The organism is Microbacterium sp. 4NA327F11, assembly GCF_005503465.1.
Lineage (GTDB): Bacteria > Actinomycetota > Actinomycetes > Actinomycetales > Microbacteriaceae > Microbacterium > Microbacterium ginsengisoli.
The window spans coordinates 121,526-142,814 of sequence record NZ_SCOB01000007.1; the positions used below are offsets into that span (position 1 = coordinate 121,526).

Sequence of the window (21,289 nt, forward strand, 5' to 3'; positions counted from 1 at the left end):
CGGCACTCCTCCGACCATTCTAGCCGCGACGGCGCGGCCGCCCCGCCGTGACAATCCAGTAACACGAGCGGGACTACCGTGGAGGCGTGCAGGATCCCACCCCCACCGAAGCCATCGATCTCGTCGGCCGCTACGAGGCCAGTCATGGGATGCCCGAGCAGATGCGCGGCGACGTGCGACTGCTCGGCGGAATCCTCGGGCGCGTGCTGCGCGAGAGCGGTTCCCCGGGCCTGTTCGACGACGTCGAACGGCTGCGCGTCGCGACCATCCAGGCCTACACCGACGAGACGGATGCCGCATTCGAGCGGGCCGCGCAGATCGCCGACGGGTTCACCGTCGCCCGCGCCGACGAGGTCGCGCGCGCGTTCACCTGCTACTTCCATCTCGTGAACCTCGCCGAGGAGCACCAGCGCGTGCGCGTGCTGCGTCAGCGCGCCGCCCGCGACGAGGAGTCGGCCGACTCGGTGACCGTCGCGCTCGAACGCCTCGCCGGCGAGGTCGGCGACGACACCGCGCTGCAGCGTCTGCACCAGATGCGCTTCCACCCGGTGTTCACCGCCCACCCCACCGAGGCGCGGCGCCGGGCGATCTCGACCAGCATCCGCCGCCTGTCGGGTCTGCTCGACGACTACGACGCCGCCGAGGACGGCGGCCCCGCACAGCGCCGCGCCGAGCGTCGCATGCTCGAAGAGGTCGACACGCTGTGGCGCACGGCGCCGCTTCGCCAGGAGAAGCCGTCGCCGGTCGATGAGGTGCGCTCGGTGATGGCCGTCTTCGACGAGACGTTGTTCACCGCCGTGCCGCATGTCTACCGGCGCATCGACGACGCCCTGCAGGGCGAGGCGGCCGGTGCCCGCGAGCCCGTCGTGCGCCCGTTCGTGCGCATCGGCACCTGGGTCGGCGGCGACCGCGACGGCAACCCGTTCGTGACCGCGAAGGTCACCAAGCGCGCCGCAGGCATCGCCAGCGAGCACGTGCTGCGCGGACTCGAGCGGGCCTCCGCCCGCATCGGCCGCGGACTGACTCTGGATGCCGCCACCACCCCGCCGACCCCGGCCCTCACCGCTCTCACCGAGCGGCTGCTCAGCGCCGACGACGAGGGGGCCGCCGACGTCGTGAAGCGCTCGCCCGGCGAGCCGCACCGTCAGGCCGTGCTGCTGATCGCCCGCAAGATCACGGCGACGCGCGAGCGCGACGCCGACCTCGCCTACGCCGACCCCGAGCACCTGCTCGCGGACCTCCTCACCGTGCAGTCCTCGCTCGTCGCGGCCGGCGCCCCGCGCCAGGCCTACGGTCACCTGCAGCAGCTCGTCTGGCAGGTGCAGACCTTCGGGTTCCACCTCGCCGAGCTCGAGGTGCGCCAGCACTCGGCCGTGCACGCGAAGGTGCTCGCCGAGCTCGACGCGGGCGGTGAGCGCAGCGAGCTGACCGAGGAGGTGCTCGAGGTCTACCGCACGATCTCCTACGTGCAGAAGCGCTTCGGTCCGCGCGCCGCGGGCCGCTACATCGTCTCGTTCACCCGATCGGCCGACGACCTCGCCGCCGTGCACCGGCTCGCGCGTTACGCTGTCGGCCCCGACGGCACCCCGCCCGTTCTCGATGTGATCCCTCTCTTCGAGACGTTCGCCGACCTGCAGGCCGCCCCCGCGATCCTCGCGGAGATCGTCGAGCACCCCGCCTTCGCGGCCCGCCTGGCCGACACCGGACGCCGCCTCGAGGTCATGCTCGGCTACTCCGACTCGTCGAAGGACGTCGGCCCCGTCGCCGCGAACCTCGCGCTCTACGAGGCGCAGGCGCAGATCGCCGACTGGGCGCAGCGCAGCGAGATCGAGCTGACCCTCTTCCACGGCCGCGGCGGTGCGCTCGGCCGCGGCGGCGGACCGGCGAACTCGGCGATCCTCGCCCAGCCCCCGCACTCGGTCGACGGCCGCTTCAAGCTCACCGAGCAGGGCGAGGTGATCTTCGCGCGCTACGGCGACCCGGCGATCGCGATGCGTCACATCGACCAGGTGGCCGCCGCCATCCTCACCGCCTCCGCCCCGTCGAACGAGCAGCGCAACCGTGCTGCCGCCGAGCGCTTCGCCGACGTGGCCCAGCGCATGGAGGACGCCTCGCGGGCGCGGTTCTTCGAGCTCGTCAAGGCGCCCGGCTTCGCACCGTGGTTCGCGACGGTCACCCCGATGGAGGAGGTGGGCCTGCTCGCGCTCGGGTCGCGTCCCGCCCGCCGCGGGCTGTCGGTCGAGTCGCTCGAAGACCTGCGCGCCATCCCGTGGGTGTTCGCGTGGACGCAGGCCCGCATCAACCTGGCCGGCTGGTTCGGGCTCGGCACCGCCCTCGAGACGGTCGGCGACCTCGAGCTGCTGCAGGAGGCGTACCGCGAGTGGCCGCTGCTGCGGGCGATGATCGACAACGTCGCGATGAGTCTCGCGAAGGCCGACGACCGCATCGCGCGCCGCTACCTGGAGCTCGGCGACCGCGACGATCTCGCGCAGCTGGTGATCGACGAGATGGCCCTCACCCGCTCGTGGGTGGTGCGCATCGCCGGCGGCGACGGACTGCTCTCGAACAAGCCGGTGCTGCAGCGGGCGGTGAAGCTGCGGAGCCCGTACGTCGACGCGCTGTCACTGCTGCAGCTGCGCGCCCTGCGGGCACTGCGCGACGCGCCCGACGAGGTGCCGGCCGACCCCGAGCTCCAGCGCCTGCTGTTGCTGTCGGTCTCGGGCGTCGCGGCGGGCCTGCAGAACACCGGCTGAGTCACGGCTCGCGAGAACAGGAGCGCTCGCGAGAACAGGTCGATACGCGCCGTGGCGTCCTGCGCACACGCGATGACCTGCCCCGGCGCGCGGTGCTCCGGCATGCCCGGCCTGGCATGCCCGGCTCCGGCGCGCCCGGCCCGGGCGCATCGGCGCCGGAGTGCGGCATCCGCTCAGTCGACCGGGGTGTCGTCCGCGTGCCGCGCGAGCGAGCGCCCGTAGCGCTCGGTGAGCTGCACCATGAGGTCGGGGGTGTCGCGGTCCAGACCGAACACGTAGCCGGGGAAGTCGAGCTCCTGCTGGCGCGCCCAGATCTCGTCGTGCTTGTCGGGTGAGACGACGATCGCCGGGTCACCCACCGCGACCCACGAGATCGGCACGACGCTGCGCTCGGGGAGCACCGTGCGCAGGTGCACGACCGCGTTGATGCGCACCTCGCTCCGGTCGCCGATGCGCGCACCGTTGAACACCCGCACGCCCGTCGCGAGGAACACCTCGTCGCCCACCGTCGCACCCGAGATGCTCGCCATCGGTCCGACGAGCGTGTGGTCTCCGATGTGCACGGGATGAGTGGCGCTCGCGCGCACGAGGGCGTTCTCCATCACGATGACACTGCGGCCGAGGGTGATCGGACCGCCCTCGGCGGTGATGACCGCGCCGTGCAGGATCTGACAGTCGGGCCCGATCGTCACGTCGCCGCTGATCACCGCGGTCGGGGCCACGACGGCGGTCGGATCGATACGGGGCTCGCGGCCGAGATGTGCGTAGCGCATGGTGTGCTCCTCGATCGTCAGCGTACTCAGCGAGACGGATGCCGCCACCCCGCCGCCCCTCCCGGCACGGGTGTGCGACACTGCCGCCATGCTCACCCTCGGATCCGTCGTCATCCGCGTCACCGACCTCGAGGCGCAGGTCGCGTTCTGGTCTGCGGCGCTCGACTACACCGTGCGAGAAGCGGTCGATACGGACTTCGTGCTGCTGCGCTCGGCCGACGGCCGGGGCCCGAACGTCGGGCTCGACCAACTGCCGAGCGAGCGCGCACTGCCGCCGCGCATCCATCTCGACCTCTACGCCGACGACCAGGCCGCCGAGGTCGCGCGGCTCGAGGAGCTGGGCGCCCGTGTCGTGCCGTGGGCGGGGCGGCCCGACGACGCCGACTACATCGTGATGGAGGATCCGGAGGGCACCCGGTTCTGCGTGATCGACGCGGCGCCGCGCGACTGACCGCGTCGGGCAGCAGGGCTGTCGACGCCGCTGGGCCGCGCCGGTCTCAGGCGGAGGCGTCGGCCGCCGCGGGCGCCTGCTCGGGGACCGGGAAGAGCGCGTCGAGCAGCTGGCCGACCCACGCGATCAGGTCGGTGTCCGACACCGGGTCTCCGTCGCCCGGCAACGGCACGACGAGCGCCTCCCCGGAGGCGACGAGCTTCGCCTTCGGGTAGAGCCGCTGCATCCGCACGCGCAGCGAATCGGGGAGGTGCGCCGGCGCGACGCGCAGGTTCGGACCCATCGCGACGACGTCGGCGAGCCCGGCCTGTGCCGCGCGGCGGCGCAGCCGCGCGACCCGCAGCAGCCCCTCGACGTCGGCGGGCGGCTCGCCGTATCGGTCGCGCAGCTCGTCGATGACGAGGTCGATGGCGTCGGGCTTCGCGGATGCCGCGGCCGCCGCCGACAGCTTCTGATAGGCCTCGAGACGCAGCCGCTCGCTGTCGATGTAGCTCTCGGGGATGCGCGCCTGCACGGGCAACTCGAGACGCAGCTCGGTCGGACCTTCGGTCTCCTCACCGCGGAACGCCGAGACGGCCTCGCCGATCATGCGCAGATACAGGTCGAAGCCGACGCCGGCGATGTGGCCGGCCTGCTCGGCGCCGAGGAGGTTGCCGGCGCCGCGGATCTCGAGGTCCTTCAATGCGACCTGCATGCCCGAGCCCAGGTCGTTGTTCACCGAGATCGTCTCGAGCCGGTCGGCTGCCGTCTCGCTGAGCGGCTTGAGCTCGTCGTAGAGGAAGTAGGCGTACGCGCGCTCACGACCACGGCCGACGCGGCCGCGCAGCTGGTGCAGCTGCGAGAGTCCGTACTTGTCGGCGCGGTCGATGATGATCGTGTTGGCGTTGGAGATGTCGAGGCCGGTCTCGATGATGGTCGTCGAGACGAGCACGTCGGCGCGGCGCTCCCAGAAGTCGTCGACGACCTGCTCGAGCTGGTGCTCGCCCATCTGCCCGTGGGCGACGACGATGCGCGCCTCGGGGACGAGCTCGCCGAGCTGCGCGGCGACCCGCTGGATCGACTGCACCCGGTTGTGCACGTAGAACACTTGGCCCTCGCGCAGCAGCTCGCGGCGGATCGCGGCGGCGATCTGCTTGTCGTTGCGGGGGCCGACGAACGAGAGGATCGGGTGGCGGTCCTCGGGCGGGGTCGCGAGGGTCGACATCTCGCGGATGCCGGTCACCGCCATCTCGAGCGTGCGCGGGATGGGGGTGGCGCTCATCGCGAGGATGTCGACGTTGGTCTTGAGCTTCTTGAGCGAGTCCTTGTGCTCGACGCCGAAGCGCTGCTCCTCGTCGATGATCATGAGCCCGAGGTCCTTGAAGATGACCTTCTCGGTGAGGATGCGGTGCGTGCCGATCACCATGTCGACGGTGCCGTCGGTGAGGCCGTTGAGGGTGTCGCGGGCCTCCTTGTCGCTCTGGAAGCGCGACAGGGGCCGCACCTTCACGGGGAAGCCCGCGAACCGCTCGGTGAAGGTCTCGAGGTGCTGCTTCACGAGCAGGGTGGTCGGCACGAGCATCGCGACCTGCTTGCCGTCCTGAATCGCCTTGAACGCCGCCCTCACGGCGACCTCGGTCTTCCCGAAGCCGACGTCGCCCGAGAGCAGCCGGTCCATCGGGATCGGCTTCTCCATGTCGGCCTTGATCTCGTCGATCGTCTGCAGCTGGTCGGGGGTCTCGGCGAACGGGAACGCCTCTTCGAGCTCACGCTGCCACGGGGTGTCGGGGCCGAACGCGTGCCCCTTGGCGGCCATCCGGGCGGAGTACAGCTTCACGAGCTCGACCGCGATGTCGCGCACCGCCTTGCGAGCTTTGCCCTTGGCCGCGGCCCAGTCACTGCCGCCCATCTTGGAGAGCGCCGGCGCCTCACCCCCGACGTAGCGGCTGAGCTGGTCGAGCTGGTCGGTGGGAACGAAGAGCTTGTCACCCGGGTAGCCGCGCTTGGTGGGCGCATATTCGAGCACGAGGTATTCGCGCATGCTCTTGACCGGGTTGCGCCCGCCGCTAGAGACCTCGCGCTGGGTCAGCTCGACGAACTTGCCGATGCCGTGCGTGGAGTGCACGACGACGTCGCCGGGCTTGAGCTGCAGCGGGTCGACGACGTTGCGCCGGCGCGAGGCGAGCTTCTTGACGACCCGGCCGTCGCCGCCGATCGTGCGCCCGTAGAACTCGGTCTCGGTGAGCACGGCGAGACGGGCACCGGATGCCTCGAACCCCCGCTCGAGCACGGCGGCGACGACGAGCGCGACCCCTGCTTCGGGTGCCTCGTGCACCGCGTCGACGCGGCGCGCCGCGACACCGCGGTCGGCGAGCACGTCGCGTGCGCGGTCGGCGAGCCCCGGACCGGACGCCGTGACGACGACCTTCCACCCGTCCTGCACGAGGGCCGCGACGTGCGCGATCGCGCCGTCGACGTTACCCGCGAACGACGGCACGGCGGATGCCGCCACCCGCACCACGTGCGACCCGGATGCCTCGACGAGGCCTTCGGCCGCGGCATCCGCCTCGCCGGAGTCGAACGCCGACAGGGTGTACCAGACGCCCCCGCGCTCACGGGCACGCTCGTGCAGGTGCGGGAGCGACACGAAGTCGCCCGCGCCGAGGTCGACAGGGGTCGACGCGCCGGCGACCGCGGCGTTCCACGCGGCGTCGAGGAACTCGCGGTTCGTCTCCGCGAGCGTGATCGCACGGGTGACGGCCCGCTCGGGGTCGACGAGCGCGACGGCGGTGCGCTCGGGCAGGTAATCGACGAGGGTGACGAGGTCGTCGACGAGCGCGGGAGTCAGCGACTCCATGCCCTCGGTCGGCACTCCCTCGGCCATGCGGGCGAGCATCGTCTGCAGGCCCGGCAACTGCTCGGCGAGCAGCGCGGCGCGCGCCCGCACGTCGGCGGTGAGAAGCAGCTCACGGCTCGCGACGAGTTCGACCTCGGTGATCTCGCCCGGCAGCGACCGCTGGTCGGCGACCGAGAACGCACGGATCTGATCGACCTCGTCGCCGAAGAACTCCACGCGCGACGGGTGGTCGGCGACCGGCGGGAAGACGTCGAGGATGCCGCCGCGCACCGCGAACTCGCCGCGTCGGGACACCATGTCGACCCGGTGGTAGGCGCGCTCGACGAGACCGAGGCTGACCGCGGCGAGGTCGTAGCCGCGCCCGCCGGTGACGAGCCGGATCGGTTCGAGATCGGTGAGGCCGGCAGCGAGCGGCTGCACCGCGCCGCGCACCGATGCCGTGACGACGAGCGGATGGGTGCCGTCCCACGCGGCCACCCGGCGGAGCACGTCGAGGCGACGCCCCACGGTCTCCGCGCTGGGGCTCAGCCGCTCGTGGGGCAGCGTCTCCCATGCCGGGAAGTGATGCACCTCGGCGCCCGGCACGAGCGCATCGAGGGCCGTGCCGAGCGCCTCGGCGCGGCGACCGGTCGGCGCGACGACGAGCACCACCGCGGGCGCCCTCTGCTCGCGGCGCTTCTCGAGGAGGCCGGCGATGAGGGGGGCGTCGAGTCCGTCGACGACGGAGAAGTCGGTGTCTGTCGTCGCCGATCGGAGGGCGCCGGCGAACGTCTCGGACGGTACGAGGGCGCGAACGATCCCGGGAACTGTCACCCGAAGATCCTACGGCGAGCCCGGGACATCCGGTCGCGGTCTCAGCCGCGCGGGGCGTGCCAGCGCTGCTGGGCGGCGATCAGACCCTCGTCGACGAGCTGCTCGACGGCGTCGGCCGCATCGCCGACGAGGATCGGCAGCGTCGTGCGCTCGGCCGATGAGAACGGGTCGAGCACCCAGTCGGCCGGATCCTGGCGGCCGACGGGCCGCCCGATGCCGACGCGCACCCGGGGGAACTCGGGCGTGCCGAGCGCTTTGGCGATGTCGCGCACGCCGTTGTGACCGCCGTGGCCGCCGCCGACCTTGAGCTTGAGGGTGTCGAAGGGGATGTCGAGCTCGTCGTGCACGATGACGACTCGCTCCGCCGGCACGCCGTAGAACTTCGCCAGGGCGGCGACGGGTCCGCCCGACGTGTTCATGTACGAGTTGGACTTCGCGAGCACGAGCTTCGCTGCGCCGGGACGCAGCCACGTCTCGACGACGCGCGCGTTCGCCTTGTGCGCCTTGAAGGTCTCGCCGCGGCGGCGGGCGAGGTCGTCGACGACCATCTGCCCGACGTTGTGGCGGGTCGCCTCGTACCGCGGCCCGGGGTTGCCGAGTCCGATCACGAGCCAGGTGTCGACCATGCGCTCATCCTCTCGCAGCGGGGACGCACCCCCGCAGACGACGCGAGGGGATGCGGCGAACCGCATCCCCTCGCGTGTGGCGGTGTCCGATTACTCGGCGGCCTCCTCGGCCTGCTCGGCGGCGGCCTCGGCGTCGGCCTCGGCGATCTCCTCCTCGGCGGCGAGGGTGTCGACCGGGATCGAGATGGCGACGATGAGGGTCTCACCGTCGGCGACCAACGACGCGCCGCGCGGGAGCGTCAGGTCGGCCGCGGTGATGTGCGTGCCGTCCTCGAGGCCTTCGATGTCGACCTCGACGTTCTCGGGGATGTGGGTGGCCTCGACCTCGAGCGAGATCGTCGTGGCGTCGAGGTTGGCCAGGGTGCCGGCGGCGGACTCGCCCACGAGCACCACGGGGACCTCGACCTGGACCTTCTCGCCCTTCTTCACGACGAGGAGGTCGATGTGCTCGATGATCTGCAGCACCGGGTCCTTCTGCACGTCCTTGACGAGCGCGAGCTGCTCGGTGCCGGCGATGTCGAGCTCGAGCACCGCGTTGGCGCGGCGGATGAGCAGACCCACCTGGTGGCCCGGCAGGGCGATGTGCACCGGAGCGGTGCCGTGGCCGTAGAGCACGGCGGGGATCTTGCCTGCGGCGCGCAGACGGCGGGCGAAGCCCTTGCCGAACTGCTCGCGCAGCTCGGCGGCGACCTTGAAGTCGTCGGACATGATGTTCTCCTTTATGCGGGCGCACGGGCCCGATGAGCGGGTGAGCGTTTTCGACTCGAACGCGAGCGCGTGAGGAAAGCCGTGAGCCTTGATCACTGCGTCGATCACGGATGCCTCGCCGCCGAAGCGGCACGGCGGCATCCCTCGCCGAAGTTCAGTCCACAAGCCTACCAGCGACGCCGGTAGCATGGGAATCGCCCGTCATCTCCGAAAGGACCGCCATGCAGCCGACCCTCGCCTCGGACATCCTTCTCTGGGTCATCGGCCTCATCAGCCTGGGCGGACTCATCACCGTGGTCGGCGCGTTCTGGGCCGTCGGCCGCTCGTCCTACCGCAAGTAGTCGCGCCGCCCGTCGACGCTCCTGGGGGCTTCGTCGCCGCGGCGGTCACACCGCCATCACCGCGAGCATCACGGCCATCCCACCCGCCATCAGCGCATGGCACACGTGCCGCGCCCGATGGTGGGACGAGCGCACGAGACCCACGATCCACCACACCGCGAACGCGGCGACGACCGCGATGACGACGCCGTTGAGCACGACGATCCACTCCGGGGTCGCGGCCGGGGCCGCGGCATCCGTCGCTCCGCCGCCGTGATGATGACCGGATGTCCCGTCCCCACCGGAGCCCATGAGCGCCGGCATGGCGACCAGCATCCAGACCATCGCGCCGGTCACGACGGCGTGTCCGGCGAGGTCGACCCGCCCCGCGCGTGAGGGGGACTGCGGAAGCGACACCAGCAGCGCGATCGCGACGACCGCGAACACGGCGAGCTGCGCCCACGTGAGTTCGGCGCCCGCAGCCCACCACACCATCGCGACCATGGCGATGCTCATCAGCAGGTGTGCGATCTCGACGACTTCGGTGGTGCCGAAAAGCGTGCCTGCCGGCGCCGCACGACGGGTGCGCACGAGCGAGACGAGAGAGACGAGACCCGTCACCGAGAACAGGATCGTGAAGACGGCGCTCCACAGCGGCGAGAACATGGCACTCCAGCGGTCGGGGGTCGGGGGTCGGGTGGGACGATCCCTGAGATTACTCTACGATTTGTAGACATATCTGCTGACAACCCCGGGAGCACCGCCATGACCACCGCCGACGCGCCTCCGCTCGAGGCCGCCACCCCCGCACCGGCTCCGCGCCGCCGGCGCATCAACTGGTTCGCGGCGTTCTGGCGGTGGCACTTCTACGGCTCGGCGATCGTCATCCCCGTGCTGCTCGTCCTCGCGATCACCGGGCTCACCTATCTCTACCGCGCCCAGGTCGACGCCCTCACCCACCCGGGCGTGCTCACCGCGAGCGCACCCGCGGGCGCGGAGCGCGCCCCACTGTCGGCGCAGGAGGCCGCCGTGCGCGCGGCCTACCCCGACCGCGACATCCTCTCGGTCACCGACAACTCGGGCGACCGGTCGACGATGTTCGTCACCGCCGTCGGCGACACCACCCGCAATGTCTACGTCGACCCGTTCCGCGCGAGCGTCACCGGCGACCTGTCGACCGACGACCTCGTCTCGGACTGGGCTCTGCGCATCCATGGCACGCTGCTCGCCGGCGACCTCGGCGACCGCGTCATCGAGCTCGGCGCCTGCTGGGCGATCGTGCTGTCGATCACCGGAGGCATCATCTTCTTCCTCGGACGCAAGCCGCGCGTCGGCGCCCGGCGCAAGCGCCTGCCGATGTCGGGCGTGCGCTCCACGCACGCCTGGGTCGGTCTCGGGGTCGGCGTCGGCATCCTGTTCCTCGTCGTCTCGGGCCTGCCGTGGACCGGATTCTGGGGCGCACAGGCACAGCAGGTCGCCGCGCAGAACGGCACCGGGCTCTGGGGCGACGACCCCGGGGCATCCTCGACCGTCGGAGACCTCATCGAGCGCACCGACGGATCGTCGGGACCGGCCGGGTGGGCGATCTCCGAGGGACGGACCGGCACGTCGACGGGGGCGGGCTCGGTGATCTCGATCGACACCGCCGTGGCCACCGCGCGCGCGCAGGGCGCCCCCGAGCCCTACTTCGTCGCCTACCCCGAAGGTGAGACGGGCGTCTACAGCGTCTTCGGCGATCAGTGGCACAACAACGGGAACCCGGCCGAATCGGATGTCTCGCTCGAGACGACCGTGCACGTCGACCAGTACTCCGGCGCGGTCGTCGGACAGTACGGCTACGCCGACTACAGCACGCTCGCGAAGATCGTGTCGCAGGGCATCGCCGGGCACGAGGGGCGCCGCTTCGGCCCGCTCAACACCGTCATCACGACCGCGTTCTGCCTGGGCGTGATCTTCCTGTGCGTGACAGGCCCCGTCCTGTGGTGGAAGCGTCGCGCCGGCGCGACGGGCATGGCGGCCCCACGCGGGCGACTCCCCCTCTTCACGAACATCGTGCTGCTCGCCGCCGTCGTGGCACTCGGGCTCTTCCTCCCGCTGTTCGGGCTGTCGCTTCTCGTGATCCTCGCGGTCGACCTGCTCGTGATCCGGCGTGTGCCGGCGCTGCGTCAGTTCTTCGGCTCGGTCTGAGCGGTGCCGCCGAGCGCGTCGAGCGCGCGCTCGGCGGTCGCCTGCGGCGACAGGTCGGAGACGAGTGTGACCCCGGGTTCGTCGGCATCGAGCGGCTCGACGAGCGCGAGCTGGGAGGCCAGCAGCGACGGGGGCATGAAGTGGGTGCGCGCCCGCATCCGCTCCTCCAGCACCGCCGCATCGGCGCTCAGCACGATGAATCGCACCGCCGGGTCGCCCGCCCGCAGCCGGTCGCGGTAGCGGCGCGCGAGGGCGGAGCAGGCGACCACCGCGCCCTCCCGAGCGGCCGCAGCGACGCGGTCGAGCCACGGCCAGCGGTCGGCATCGGTCAGCGGCACCCCGGCCGACATCTTCGCGATGTTCTCGGGCGGATGCAGCGCATCGCCGTCGACGAACGGCGCGCCCAGGCGAGCGGCGAGCGCCTCGCCGACGACGGTCTTGCCGACACCGCTCGGCCCGGCCACGACGATCCCCATCGCCCCAGTCTGGCGCCCCGCCGGGCGGCCCCGCGCCCTCTAGGCTGGAACCGCACGTTTCTGCGGCGTTCGCCGCGCATCCAAGGAGCATCAGTGACCGAGGCAGCAGCCAACATCGGAGTCGTCGGACTCGCCGTCATGGGGTCGAACCTCGCCCGCAACCTCGCCAGCCGCGAGGGCAACACCGTGGCGATCTTCAACCGCACCTACGCCAAGACCGAGGAGCTGCTCACCGAGCACCCCGAGGCCGGATTCGTGCCCGCGCGCGACTACGCCGAGTTCGCCGCGTCGCTGCAGAAGCCGCGCACCGCGATCATCATGGTCAAGGCCGGCGGCCCGACCGACGCGGTCATCGAGGACCTCATCTCGGTGTTCGAGCCGGGCGACATCATCGTCGACGGCGGCAACGCCCTCTTCACCGACACGATCCGCCGCGAGAAGCGCGTGCGCGAGACGGGCATCAACTTCGTCGGCATGGGCGTCTCCGGCGGCGAGGAGGGCGCGCTCAACGGCCCCTCGCTCATGCCCGGCGGCTCCGACGAGTCCTGGACCACGCTCGGGCCGATCCTGCGCTCGATCGCCGCGATCGCCGAGGGCGAGCCGTGCGTGACGCACGTCGGACACGACGGTGCCGGCCACTTCGTGAAGATGGTGCACAACGGCATCGAGTACGCCGACATGCAGCTGATCGCCGAGGCCTACGACCTCATCCGTCGCGGCACCGGCAAGTCGCCGGCCGAGATCGCCGACATCTTCGCGGCGTGGAACGAGGGCGAGCTGCAGTCCTACCTGATCGAGATCACGGCGGAGGTGCTGCGACAGACGGATGCCCCCACCGGCCGCCCGCTCGTCGACGTCATCCTCGACCAGGCCGGGGCGAAGGGCACCGGCGGCTGGACGGTGCAGACGGCGATCGACCTCGGGGTGCCCGTGTCAGGTATCGCGGAGGCCGTGTTCGCCCGCTCGCTGTCGAGCCACCCCGAGCAGCGCGCCGTGTCGCAGAACCTGCCGGGTCCGCGCGGCGAGATCGCGGTCGACGACGCCGACGCGTTCGTCGAGCAGGTGCGACTCGCGCTCTACGCGTCGAAGATCGTGGCGTACTCGCAGGGGTTCGACGAGATCCGCGCCGGCGCCGCGCAGTACGACTGGTCGATCGACCTCGGCAAGGTCGCCTCGATCTGGCGCGGCGGGTGCATCATCCGCGCCCAGTTCCTCAACCGCATCACCGAGGCCTACGACGAGCAGCCGACGCTCCCCGTCCTGCTCACGGCCCCGTACTTCGTCGACGCCCTCGAGCGCGCGCAGAGCGCGTGGCGTGAGATCGTGCGCGTGGCCGCGACATCCGGGATCCCCAGCCCGGCGTTCTCGTCGTCGCTGTCGTACTACGACGGCCTGCGCGCCGACCGGCTGCCGGCGGCCCTCATCCAGGGACAGCGCGACTTCTTCGGCGCCCACACCTACAAGCGCGTCGACCGCGACGGCACCTTCCACACGCAGTGGTCGGGCGACCGCACCGAGATCGAGGCCGTCGACACGCACTGACCCCGCACAACGAACGGCGCGCGGCCCCGGGGCATCCGGGACCGCGCGCCGTTCGCGTGTACGGGGTCAGCGCGTGATGTCGCGCACCTCGCCCTTCTCGAGGCGGAGACGCCGATGCGCGCGCTTCGCGACGGCCGAGTCGTGGGTCACCACGAGGAGGGTGAGCCCCTCCGCGTTCAGCGACTCCAGCAGCACGAGGATCTCGTCGCGCATGCTCTCGTCGAGGTTGCCGGTGGGCTCGTCCGCCAGCAGCACAGCGGGGCGCTTCGCCGTGGCGCGGGCGATGGCGACACGCTGCTGCTGACCTCCCGACAGCTCGCCCGGCTTGTGGTCGAGCCGGTCGGCGAGGCCCACGTGCGTGAGCGCCTCGACCGCCCGCGCGTGCCGTTCGGCCGCGGGAAGGCCCAGCGGGGCGAGGCCCATCTCGACGTTCTCCTGGGCGGTGAGCGTCGGGATGAGGTTGAAGCCCTGGAAGACGAACCCGATCTGCGTGGCGCGAAGGCGTCCCAGTTGTGCGTTCGACGCCGTCGCGATGTCGATGTCGCCGAGTTTCACGCTGCCGCTCGTGGGGCGGTCGAGCGCCCCGAGCAGCTGCAGCAGGGTCGACTTGCCGCCGCCCGTCGGGCCCTGGATGGTCGCGAACTCGCCCGCGCCGATCTCCAGATCGACCCCCTTGAGAGGGGTGACGGTGCGCTTCTTCTGCGCGTACGTCTTCACGACGGCGCTGAGTCGGTAGCCGGCCGCGGCGACGGGCGCCTCGACCGATTCCGGTGTGGTGTCGATGGTGGTGTCCATGTGTCCTGTCCTGACCTGTGTCGAAGGGATGCCGCGGCTCACGCGACCGAACGGAGGGCTTCGGCAGGGCTCAGCCGCGCCGCGCGCCAGCCGCCGAATGCGCCTGCGACGACACCGCCGAGCACGGCCAGGCCGATGGCCGCCACGATCACCCAGACGGTGACGGGCGCGTGGAGGACGATGTTGCTGACCGCCTGGGTCGTCTGACCGAAGCCGCCCGGTGCGCCGCCACCGCCGCCGGGACCGCCCTGACCGCCGGTCGAGGTCGACGGGGCGGAGGAGATCGTCGGGGAGACGATGTTGATGATGATGATCCCGGCGAGGCCGATCACGAGTCCGACGACGCCGCCGATGAGGCCCTGCACGAGGGTCTCCCCCGCGACCTGCCCCACGACTCGGCCGTTCGACCAGCCGATCGCCTTGAGGGTGCCGAACTCCCGCGTGCGTCGTGAGACGCCCGAGATGGTGAAGAGCACGGCGAGCGCGAGGGCGACGACCAGCACGATGACCGAGAGCCAGGTGCCGAGGTTGGTGATGAGCGAGGTGGCGCTGGACAGCGAGCCCGACACGGTCGAGGCGAGGTCGCTCTGCGAGCTCACGGTCGCACCCGAGATCGCGGCGCTGAGGTCCGTCTTGATGCTCGAGATCGCATCGGCGGAGGTCGCCTGCACATAGATCGTCGACACCACGTCGCCGACGCCCGCGAGCTTCTGCGCGACATCCAAGGGGATGTAGACGTCGCTGGCCGTGTCGGCCGATGACGAGTCCGAGGTGCTCGAGGCGACGATCCCGACGATGGTCATGTCGGTGCCGCCGACCGAGATCGTGCTGCCGACGGCGAGGCTCTTGCTCGTGGCGTACGTCGAGTCGACGACCGCGACGTCGGTGCCCTTGTCGCTCGCGGTGAGCAGACGGCCGGAGCTGACGGTGACCGCCGAGAGGGGGCCGACAGTGGCGTTCGACGGGTCGATGCCGAGCACCGTGAATGAGTTCACGTCGAACGAGCTGGGGCCGCCCGCACCCCCGCTCTCGCCGCCCGACGGCGGCTGACCCTGGGTGCCGGTCGACCCGCTCGACGAGCTCTGCGACGGGATCTGCCCCGAGAAGGTCATGTTGGTGAGGCTGAGCGCGCCGGATGCCGCGGCCACCCCGGTCGTCGAGGTGACCGTCGACAGCGCGGTGGCGTCGAGCGTGCCGCGGCGCATGTCGGTGACCAGGCGCGATTGGCTGAGGGTCGTCGTGCCGTCGGAGGTCGAGCCGTCGCCGCTGCCGAACTGGAAGCGGCCGTTGCTCGAATCGGTGGATGATCCGGGTTGACTCACTGCTCCGGTGACGGTCAGGTCGGTGCCGACGCCGTAAACGGACGCGAGCGCTTGGCTCTGCGCGTCCTTGACGCCTGCGGCGAGCGAGTTCACGATGACGACGAGCGCGATGGCGATCGCGAGTCCGGCCGCGACGATCGCCGTCTGCTTCTTGCGCCCACCGAGCTCGCGGCGCAGGTATCTCAGATACATGTGGAAGGTCTCCTCTCGGGGTCTGTGTCCCGCCTGGGACGGTAGGCACCGGGATGATGTGCGCGACATCTGTCGCCTATGTGCCGCCGATGAAGGGAGAGCCTTCCGAAACTCACAGCAGGGACATAGGATCTGCCATAGTCGACTCATAGACAGGCGCGCAGAATCGGAGGTATGACCACGCCCACCGTTGCACCCGCCCTCACCCGCGCCGACGGGACTCCCCCGCGTGTGCTCGTCGTCGACGACGAGCAGATGCTCACCGATCTGCTGTCGATGGCTCTGCGCATGGAGGGCTGGGACGTGAAGTCCGCGGCATCCGGCTTCCAGGCGCTGCAGGCGGCCCGCGACTTCGAGCCCGACGCCATGGTGCTCGACATCATGATGCCCGACCTCGACGGGATGTCGGTGCTGCACCGCCTGCGTCAGGCCGGCAGCGATGTGCCGGTGCTGTTCCTCACGGCGAAGGATTCGGTCAGCGACCGGGTCGCCGGACTCACCGCCGGCGGCGACGACTACGTCACGAAGCCGTTCAGCCTCGAGGAGGTCGTCGCGCGCCTTCGTGGTCTCATGCGTCGCGCCGGAACCGCCCAGGCGAGCGACGCCGAACCCATCCTGCGAGTTGGCGACCTGTCCCTCAACGAGGACAGCCACGAGGTCGAACGCGCGGGACGCGAGATCGAGCTGACCGCGACCGAGTTCGAGCTGCTGCGCTATCTCATGCGCAACCAGCGTCGCGTCGTGTCGAAGGCGCAGATCCTCGACCGCGTCTGGAACTACGACTTCGGCGGACGCTCCAGCGTCGTCGAGCTGTACATCTCGTACCTTCGCAAGAAGATCGACGCGGGCGAGACCCAGGCCCTCATCCACACGGTGCGCGGCGTGGGCTACATGATCAAAGCCTCGCAGTGATGGCCCGTTCCCCCCGGCAGTGGCTGCGACGCCGCTGGTCTCTGCAGACGCGCCTCATGGTCACAGTGATCGGCTTCGTCTCGGTTCTGCTGGTGGCGATCGGCTTCGCGACCGGTGCGATCCTGAACCACATCCTCCAGGACAACCTCACGGCGCGCCTCACGAACGAGATGCAGCTGCTGCGGGTCGATCAGACCTCGACCGCGGCCGAGATCCTCACCGGTGGACGCCAGGAGGCCGGCTTCCTCCTGGTGGTGCAGAACTTCTCGAACGGGCCGACGTCACCCCAGACCGTGACCGGCGCCTACGTCGGCAGCGACCTCACCGTGCACACGATGACCTCGGCCGACCAGTCCGCGCTCATCGCGGACCTGCGCACACCGGGCGATCCCGACAACGGCGCGGTGACCGAGGCGACCGCGGGAACGCTGGGCAAGTACCGCCTGATGGCGGCGACGGCGCCCGGAGGCACCTACGTCATCATCGGCATCCCGACATCGACGCTCACCCAGACCGTCACCCCCATCCTCACGACGGTGGCCGGGGTGACGGTGGGCGGCCTCCTGCTGCTCGCCATCATCCTGACCTTCGTGATCCGGCGCAGCTTCGCTCCGCTGCGTGCCGTCGCCGACACCGCCACGCGCGTCGCCGCGCTCCCGCTCTCCGAGGGTGACGTGTCGATCTCTGAACGCGTGCCGAACGGGCAGACCGACGACACGACCGAGATCGGGCGCGTGGGACTCGCCCTGAACACGCTGCTCGATCACGTCGACGAGTCCCTGGCCGCGCGCCATCGCAACGAGGAGCGGATGCGGCAGTTCGTCGCCGACGCGAGCCACGAGCTGCGCACACCCCTCGCCTCCATCCGCGGCTATTCGGAGCTGTCGCTGCGCGCGATGCGTCAGGCACCGGCGATGGCGATCGAGAACACCGAGCAGGCGCTGGAGCGCATCCAGGCGCAGTCGCTACGCATGTCGGCCCTCGTCGAGGACCTGCTGCTCCTGGCGCGCCTGGAAGAGGGCCAGGAACTCGTCTACAGCGGCGTCGACCTCACCCGGGTCACCGTCGAGGCGCTCGGCGACGTACAGCACACCGGACCCGATCACACCTGGGTGATGGATGTCGCGGCGGAGCCCATCGTTGTCGCCGGCGACGCCGCGCGGCTCAGCCAGGTGATCGTCAACCTGCTCGCCAACGCGCGCACCCACACCCCGGCGGGCACCACGGTGACCTTGACCCTCCAGCAGCAGGGTGGCGAGGCGGTGCTGTCCGTGCACGACGACGGTCCGGGCATCGCCCCGGAGATCGCCGACGAGCTGTTCGAGCGTTTCGCGCGCGCCGATTCCTCACGCGCCCGCCGCACCGGCGGCACCGGGCTCGGCCTCTCGATCGCCCGCGCCATCGTGCACGCGCATCACGGCTCCATCGTGGTGTCGTCGAAACCGGGCGACACCACGTTCACCGTGCGTCTCCCCGCTCGTCCCGAGCAGATCGCCCGCGCCGACGCCGCGTGAGCCGGACGGGTGGGCTCCGCGCCCGCCCGCTCAGTAGCCGCTGAAGGCGTCGGTCGCGACCGACTTCGCGCTCGCGAGCGCCGGCGCGAGGTCGGCGATCAGCGCCGCCGGGCCGGAGATGTACGCGTGGCGCACGGACAGATCGGGAACGGCGCTGCGGAGAGCCGCGGCATCCAATCGGGATCCGCCAGCCCAGCGCCAGCCCGCCGGAAGCGCGCCCGGGTCCTCTCGGGTGAACACCACGACCGGGACGCCGGTGCGCGCGAGCTCGTCGCGGAACACGACGTCGGCGGCGCCCGCGGCGACGTAGACGAGCACCGTGTCGCGCGCGATGCCTGCGAGGTGGTCGTGGCGCAGCTGCGACACGAACGGCGTCACCCCGATCCCCGCCGCGACCAGGAGGACGGGGGCCGGCGTGCGTGGCAGCACGAAGTCGCCCCAGACGCCGGTGGCGGCGAGCACGTCTCCCGGCTCGACCTCGGCGAGAGCGCGCTTGTAGGAACTCTGCGCTCCCCGACCGTCGCGGAACGCGATGCGCACCTCGGGAAGGTCCTCGGGAGCGGACACGATGCTGAACTCGCGGCGGGTGCCACGGGCGTCCGGTCGCCGATGCGGCACGTCGAGCTCGAGGTACTGCCCCGCCTCGAACCGGAAGCGCCGCTTCGCGCGGAAGGTGAGCGCGGCGAGGGTCGGGGCGAGCTGCTCGCGGGAGACCAGGGTGAGCCGCACCGCCTGACGCAGCGCGAACGCGAAGGCGACGAGGTTGGCGATGACGAGCGCCCGCTCCTGGCCGAGGGTGATCTCACCGAGCGGGATCGGCCAGCCGGCCAGCACACCCGCGACCGCGGCGACCGCGAACTGCTGCCACCGACGTGGCGGAAGGGTCAGGGGCTCGGACAGCATGAACGCGCCGAGGAAGAGGAACGGGCTCTGCAGCAGCGCGAACTGCAGCGCTGTACCGAGGTCGAAGGCGAAGCCGGCGGCGGCATACTGCACGGCCTGGCGCACGACCGAGACCCCGACGGCGAGCACCAGGAAAAGCAGCACGACCCGAACCTTCTCGGTGCGCCACACGACGGCAAGGCCGAACAGCGCCACCGGCAGCGCGAGCGCGGGCGCTCCCACCCACCAGCCGGAGGCGCCGAGCGCCGGCACGGCGATGCCGAGCATCGTCAGCGCTGTCGCCCCGGCTGCGGCCGGGTTGAGCACGTGACGTCCCCGCCACACGAGCACGTACTTGGATGCCGCGGCCACCGCACCCGCGATCGCGATGCCGCCGAGTCCCGCCGGGTCGAGTGTCGGCCAGAGCACGAACAGCAGAATGCCGGCCGTGATGAGCGACGACTCGATGCGACCACCGAGGCGCAGCAGGCGCTGGGCCGCGGCATCCGTCGCGACGCACACGACCACCAGCACCGCTGCCGTCGCGGCGAGCTCGCCCGGGGTCGGGCCGACGAGCCCGGCGAACGACAGCGCCAGCGAGATCACCGCGAGCGCGGCGAGGGAGAGCAGCACGAGTCGGTACATCGACACGCGCCCCAGCACCGCGAACACGCGGTTCCAGAGCGCGGAGAGCTGAGCGTTCATCGGAGCCCCTTTCAGAAGAACAGGTCGACGGGCGCATCGGGCGACCACTCGACCTGACCGTCGGTCGTCATGCGCACCCAGTGCGCATCGAGGGATGCCGTGGCCCGCGGCCCCTCGTCGAAGAACAGCGCGGTGGCGGCAGCATCCGCCGTCATCGCATCGGAGGCGATCGCCCACGTCGCCGCGACCGTGCGCACCGGTTCGCCGGTGCGTGCATCGAGTACGTGGTGCAGGCCGTCACCCCACGCCCGACGGTTCACCGCAGAGGCGCACAGCGCCCCGGACGCGACCGTCGCCACCCCGATCGCGCGGGACGGGTCGTAGGGGTGCTCGAGGCCGATGCGCTCGGTCACGCCGTACACGGAGATGTCGCCGCTGGCGTCGACGACGTGCGTGTCATGGGTCTCGGCGAGCACGGCCGACACCCGGTCGACGAGACGACCCTTGCCGATGGCGCCCACATCGATCACGGCAGGCGCGTCGAGCGAGAGCGTCCCGGAGTGCCAGTGCAGGATGTCGCGCCACGCCGCCGGAGCGGGAATCGCCCCGCCCGCGACGAACGAATAGGCGGGGTCGTAGCCGAGGGCGTCGAGAGAACGGCCCACGAGCGGGTTCACCGCTCCCCCGGTCTCGTCCGAGAGCCGGGCGTACAGGTCGAGCATCGAGGCGCCGTCCGCAGGGAGCGGCGCCGAACCCCCCGCCGACAGGCGCGCGACGAGCGAGTCCGACCGGAACCGGGACCACTGCTCGTCGAACTGCGCGACGAGCGCCGCGACCCTCGTGCGCACCCGCCCGGAGACCGGAGCCTCCGTCTCGACCGCCCACCGGGTGCCGATCGCGTCGAACTCCCAACGGGCGGAGAAGGTCACGCCGCCGCTTCGGTCTTGATCTCGGCGATCGCCTTGTTGAAGCCGCCACTGGTCAGCGAGGAGCCTGCGACACGGCTCACCGAGATGCTGTCGATGCTCTTGCCGACGACCTCGGCGGAGATCCCGCCGATGAACTGCGACTGGTACTGCTGCGACTCGCGGGCCTGCGGGTTGCCGGTGACCTCGACGCTCTCGATCACGCCGGTTTTGAGCGTGACGGTGACGTCGATGGTCTCGACCGACTCGGGGGTCTGGTAGGAGCCCGTCGCGCTGAACGTGCCGTCCTTGTAGGAGCCCGAGGACGTGGATCCCGACGAGGTCGACGAGCCGCTGGTGCCGGACTGCGAGCCGGAGCCCGTGGTCGAGGTGGTCGAGGTCGTGGAGCAGCCGGCGAGCACGGCGATGCCGGCGATGCCGAGAAGGGCTGCGGAGGTGCGGACGGTGCGGGGTACGGCGGTGGTGCGGATCATGAAGGTCCTCCTGCGTCGGTTCCGGGGGCCGCCCGGAGCTCCGGGCTCATCCATCCTTGCGAATGAATCTGGACGATCGTGCAGAGCGGGCAACCGGTTGTAGATGACGCGGGCCCGCGGCATCCGCTCGGTCAGGCAGCCCC

Annotated in this window: 17 protein-coding genes; 6 read left to right on the forward strand and 11 right to left on the reverse strand. The window is 71.1% G+C overall.

Features of this window, described 5'->3' with window-relative positions:
• The first annotated feature begins 149 nt into the window (after positions 1-149).
• Positions 150-2,753, forward strand: a complete 2,604-nt coding sequence (locus tag FFS51_RS06645) for a phosphoenolpyruvate carboxylase (protein ID WP_431463307.1) — start codon at positions 150-152, stop codon at positions 2,751-2,753.
• Positions 2,754-2,926: 173 nt separating this feature from the next.
• Here FFS51_RS06645 and FFS51_RS06650 read toward each other — a convergent pair whose 3' ends face one another.
• Positions 2,927-3,526, reverse strand: coding sequence for a gamma carbonic anhydrase family protein (locus tag FFS51_RS06650; RefSeq protein ID WP_045248734.1), 600 nt, complete (start codon positions 3,524-3,526; stop codon positions 2,927-2,929).
• Positions 3,527-3,614: 88 nt separating this feature from the next.
• Between FFS51_RS06650 and FFS51_RS06655 the strand changes: the two genes are divergently transcribed.
• Complete coding sequence (locus FFS51_RS06655) at positions 3,615-3,977, forward strand: VOC family protein (RefSeq protein ID WP_137877829.1); 363 nt, start codon at positions 3,615-3,617, stop codon at positions 3,975-3,977.
• Between the two features lie 46 nt (positions 3,978-4,023).
• Here the strand turns inward: FFS51_RS06655 and mfd are convergent, their stop codons facing one another.
• From mfd to FFS51_RS06675, 4 genes are all read right to left on the reverse strand, one after another.
• A complete protein-coding gene (gene mfd / locus FFS51_RS06660) occupies positions 4,024-7,626 on the reverse strand; it encodes a transcription-repair coupling factor (protein ID WP_137877830.1) in 3,603 nt (1,200 codons plus the stop codon).
• 41 nt (positions 7,627-7,667) lie between these two features.
• Positions 7,668-8,252 (reverse strand): aminoacyl-tRNA hydrolase, encoded by a 585-nt coding sequence (gene pth, locus FFS51_RS06665; RefSeq protein ID WP_137877831.1) that lies wholly within the window; start codon positions 8,250-8,252, stop codon positions 7,668-7,670.
• 90 nt (positions 8,253-8,342) lie between these two features.
• Positions 8,343-8,960, reverse strand: a complete 618-nt coding sequence (locus tag FFS51_RS06670) for a 50S ribosomal protein L25/general stress protein Ctc (RefSeq protein WP_045248733.1) — start codon at positions 8,958-8,960, stop codon at positions 8,343-8,345.
• 386 nt (positions 8,961-9,346) lie between these two features.
• Positions 9,347-9,946, reverse strand: coding sequence for a DUF5134 domain-containing protein (locus FFS51_RS06675; protein ID WP_137877832.1), 600 nt, complete (start codon positions 9,944-9,946; stop codon positions 9,347-9,349).
• Between the two features lie 99 nt (positions 9,947-10,045).
• Between FFS51_RS06675 and FFS51_RS06680 the strand changes: the two genes are divergently transcribed.
• A complete protein-coding gene (locus FFS51_RS06680; protein WP_137877833.1) occupies positions 10,046-11,467 on the forward strand; it encodes a PepSY-associated TM helix domain-containing protein in 1,422 nt (473 codons plus the stop codon).
• On the opposite strand, the gene FFS51_RS06685 is transcribed toward FFS51_RS06680, so the two are convergent.
• Positions 11,446-11,943: a gluconokinase gene (locus tag FFS51_RS06685; RefSeq protein ID WP_137877834.1), complete on the reverse strand. Its 498-nt coding sequence runs from the start codon at positions 11,941-11,943 to the stop codon at positions 11,446-11,448. The genes FFS51_RS06680 and FFS51_RS06685 overlap by 22 nt on opposite strands.
• 93 nt (positions 11,944-12,036) lie before the next feature.
• On the opposite strand from FFS51_RS06685, the gene gnd reads away from it, so the two are divergent.
• On the forward strand, positions 12,037-13,485 hold the full coding sequence (gene gnd / locus FFS51_RS06690) for an NADP-dependent phosphogluconate dehydrogenase (protein WP_137877835.1): 1,449 nt from the start codon (positions 12,037-12,039) through the stop codon (positions 13,483-13,485).
• Positions 13,486-13,551: 66 nt separating this feature from the next.
• Here the strand turns inward: gnd and FFS51_RS06695 are convergent, their stop codons facing one another.
• Complete coding sequence (locus FFS51_RS06695; RefSeq protein ID WP_045248660.1) at positions 13,552-14,280, reverse strand: ABC transporter ATP-binding protein; 729 nt, start codon at positions 14,278-14,280, stop codon at positions 13,552-13,554.
• Positions 14,281-14,318: 38 nt separating this feature from the next.
• Positions 14,319-15,794, reverse strand: coding sequence for an ABC transporter permease (locus FFS51_RS06700; protein WP_045248659.1), 1,476 nt, complete (start codon positions 15,792-15,794; stop codon positions 14,319-14,321).
• A gap of 174 nt (positions 15,795-15,968) precedes the next feature.
• Between FFS51_RS06700 and FFS51_RS06705 the strand changes: the two genes are divergently transcribed.
• Both FFS51_RS06705 and FFS51_RS06710 read left to right on the forward strand, forming a co-directional pair.
• The gene (locus FFS51_RS06705; protein WP_045248658.1) at positions 15,969-16,706 is read left to right on the forward strand and encodes a response regulator transcription factor; all 738 of its coding nucleotides are present in this window, start codon (positions 15,969-15,971) and stop codon (positions 16,704-16,706) included.
• Positions 16,706-18,220 (forward strand): sensor histidine kinase, encoded by a 1,515-nt coding sequence (locus FFS51_RS06710; protein ID WP_137877836.1) that lies wholly within the window; start codon positions 16,706-16,708, stop codon positions 18,218-18,220. The genes FFS51_RS06705 and FFS51_RS06710 overlap by 1 nt, the downstream gene beginning before the upstream one ends.
• A 30-nt stretch (positions 18,221-18,250) precedes the next feature.
• Here FFS51_RS06710 and FFS51_RS06715 read toward each other — a convergent pair whose 3' ends face one another.
• From FFS51_RS06715 to FFS51_RS06725, 3 genes are read right to left on the reverse strand one after another with little or no spacing between them, the layout of a single operon-like run.
• Positions 18,251-19,807: an FAD-dependent oxidoreductase gene (locus FFS51_RS06715; protein WP_137877837.1), complete on the reverse strand. Its 1,557-nt coding sequence runs from the start codon at positions 19,805-19,807 to the stop codon at positions 18,251-18,253.
• Between the two features lie 11 nt (positions 19,808-19,818).
• A complete protein-coding gene (locus tag FFS51_RS06720) occupies positions 19,819-20,676 on the reverse strand; it encodes an FAD:protein FMN transferase (RefSeq protein ID WP_137877838.1) in 858 nt (285 codons plus the stop codon).
• Positions 20,673-21,146: an FMN-binding protein gene (locus tag FFS51_RS06725; protein WP_137877839.1), complete on the reverse strand. Its 474-nt coding sequence runs from the start codon at positions 21,144-21,146 to the stop codon at positions 20,673-20,675. The genes FFS51_RS06720 and FFS51_RS06725 overlap by 4 nt, the downstream gene beginning before the upstream one ends.
• Positions 21,147-21,289 lie beyond the last annotated feature (143 nt).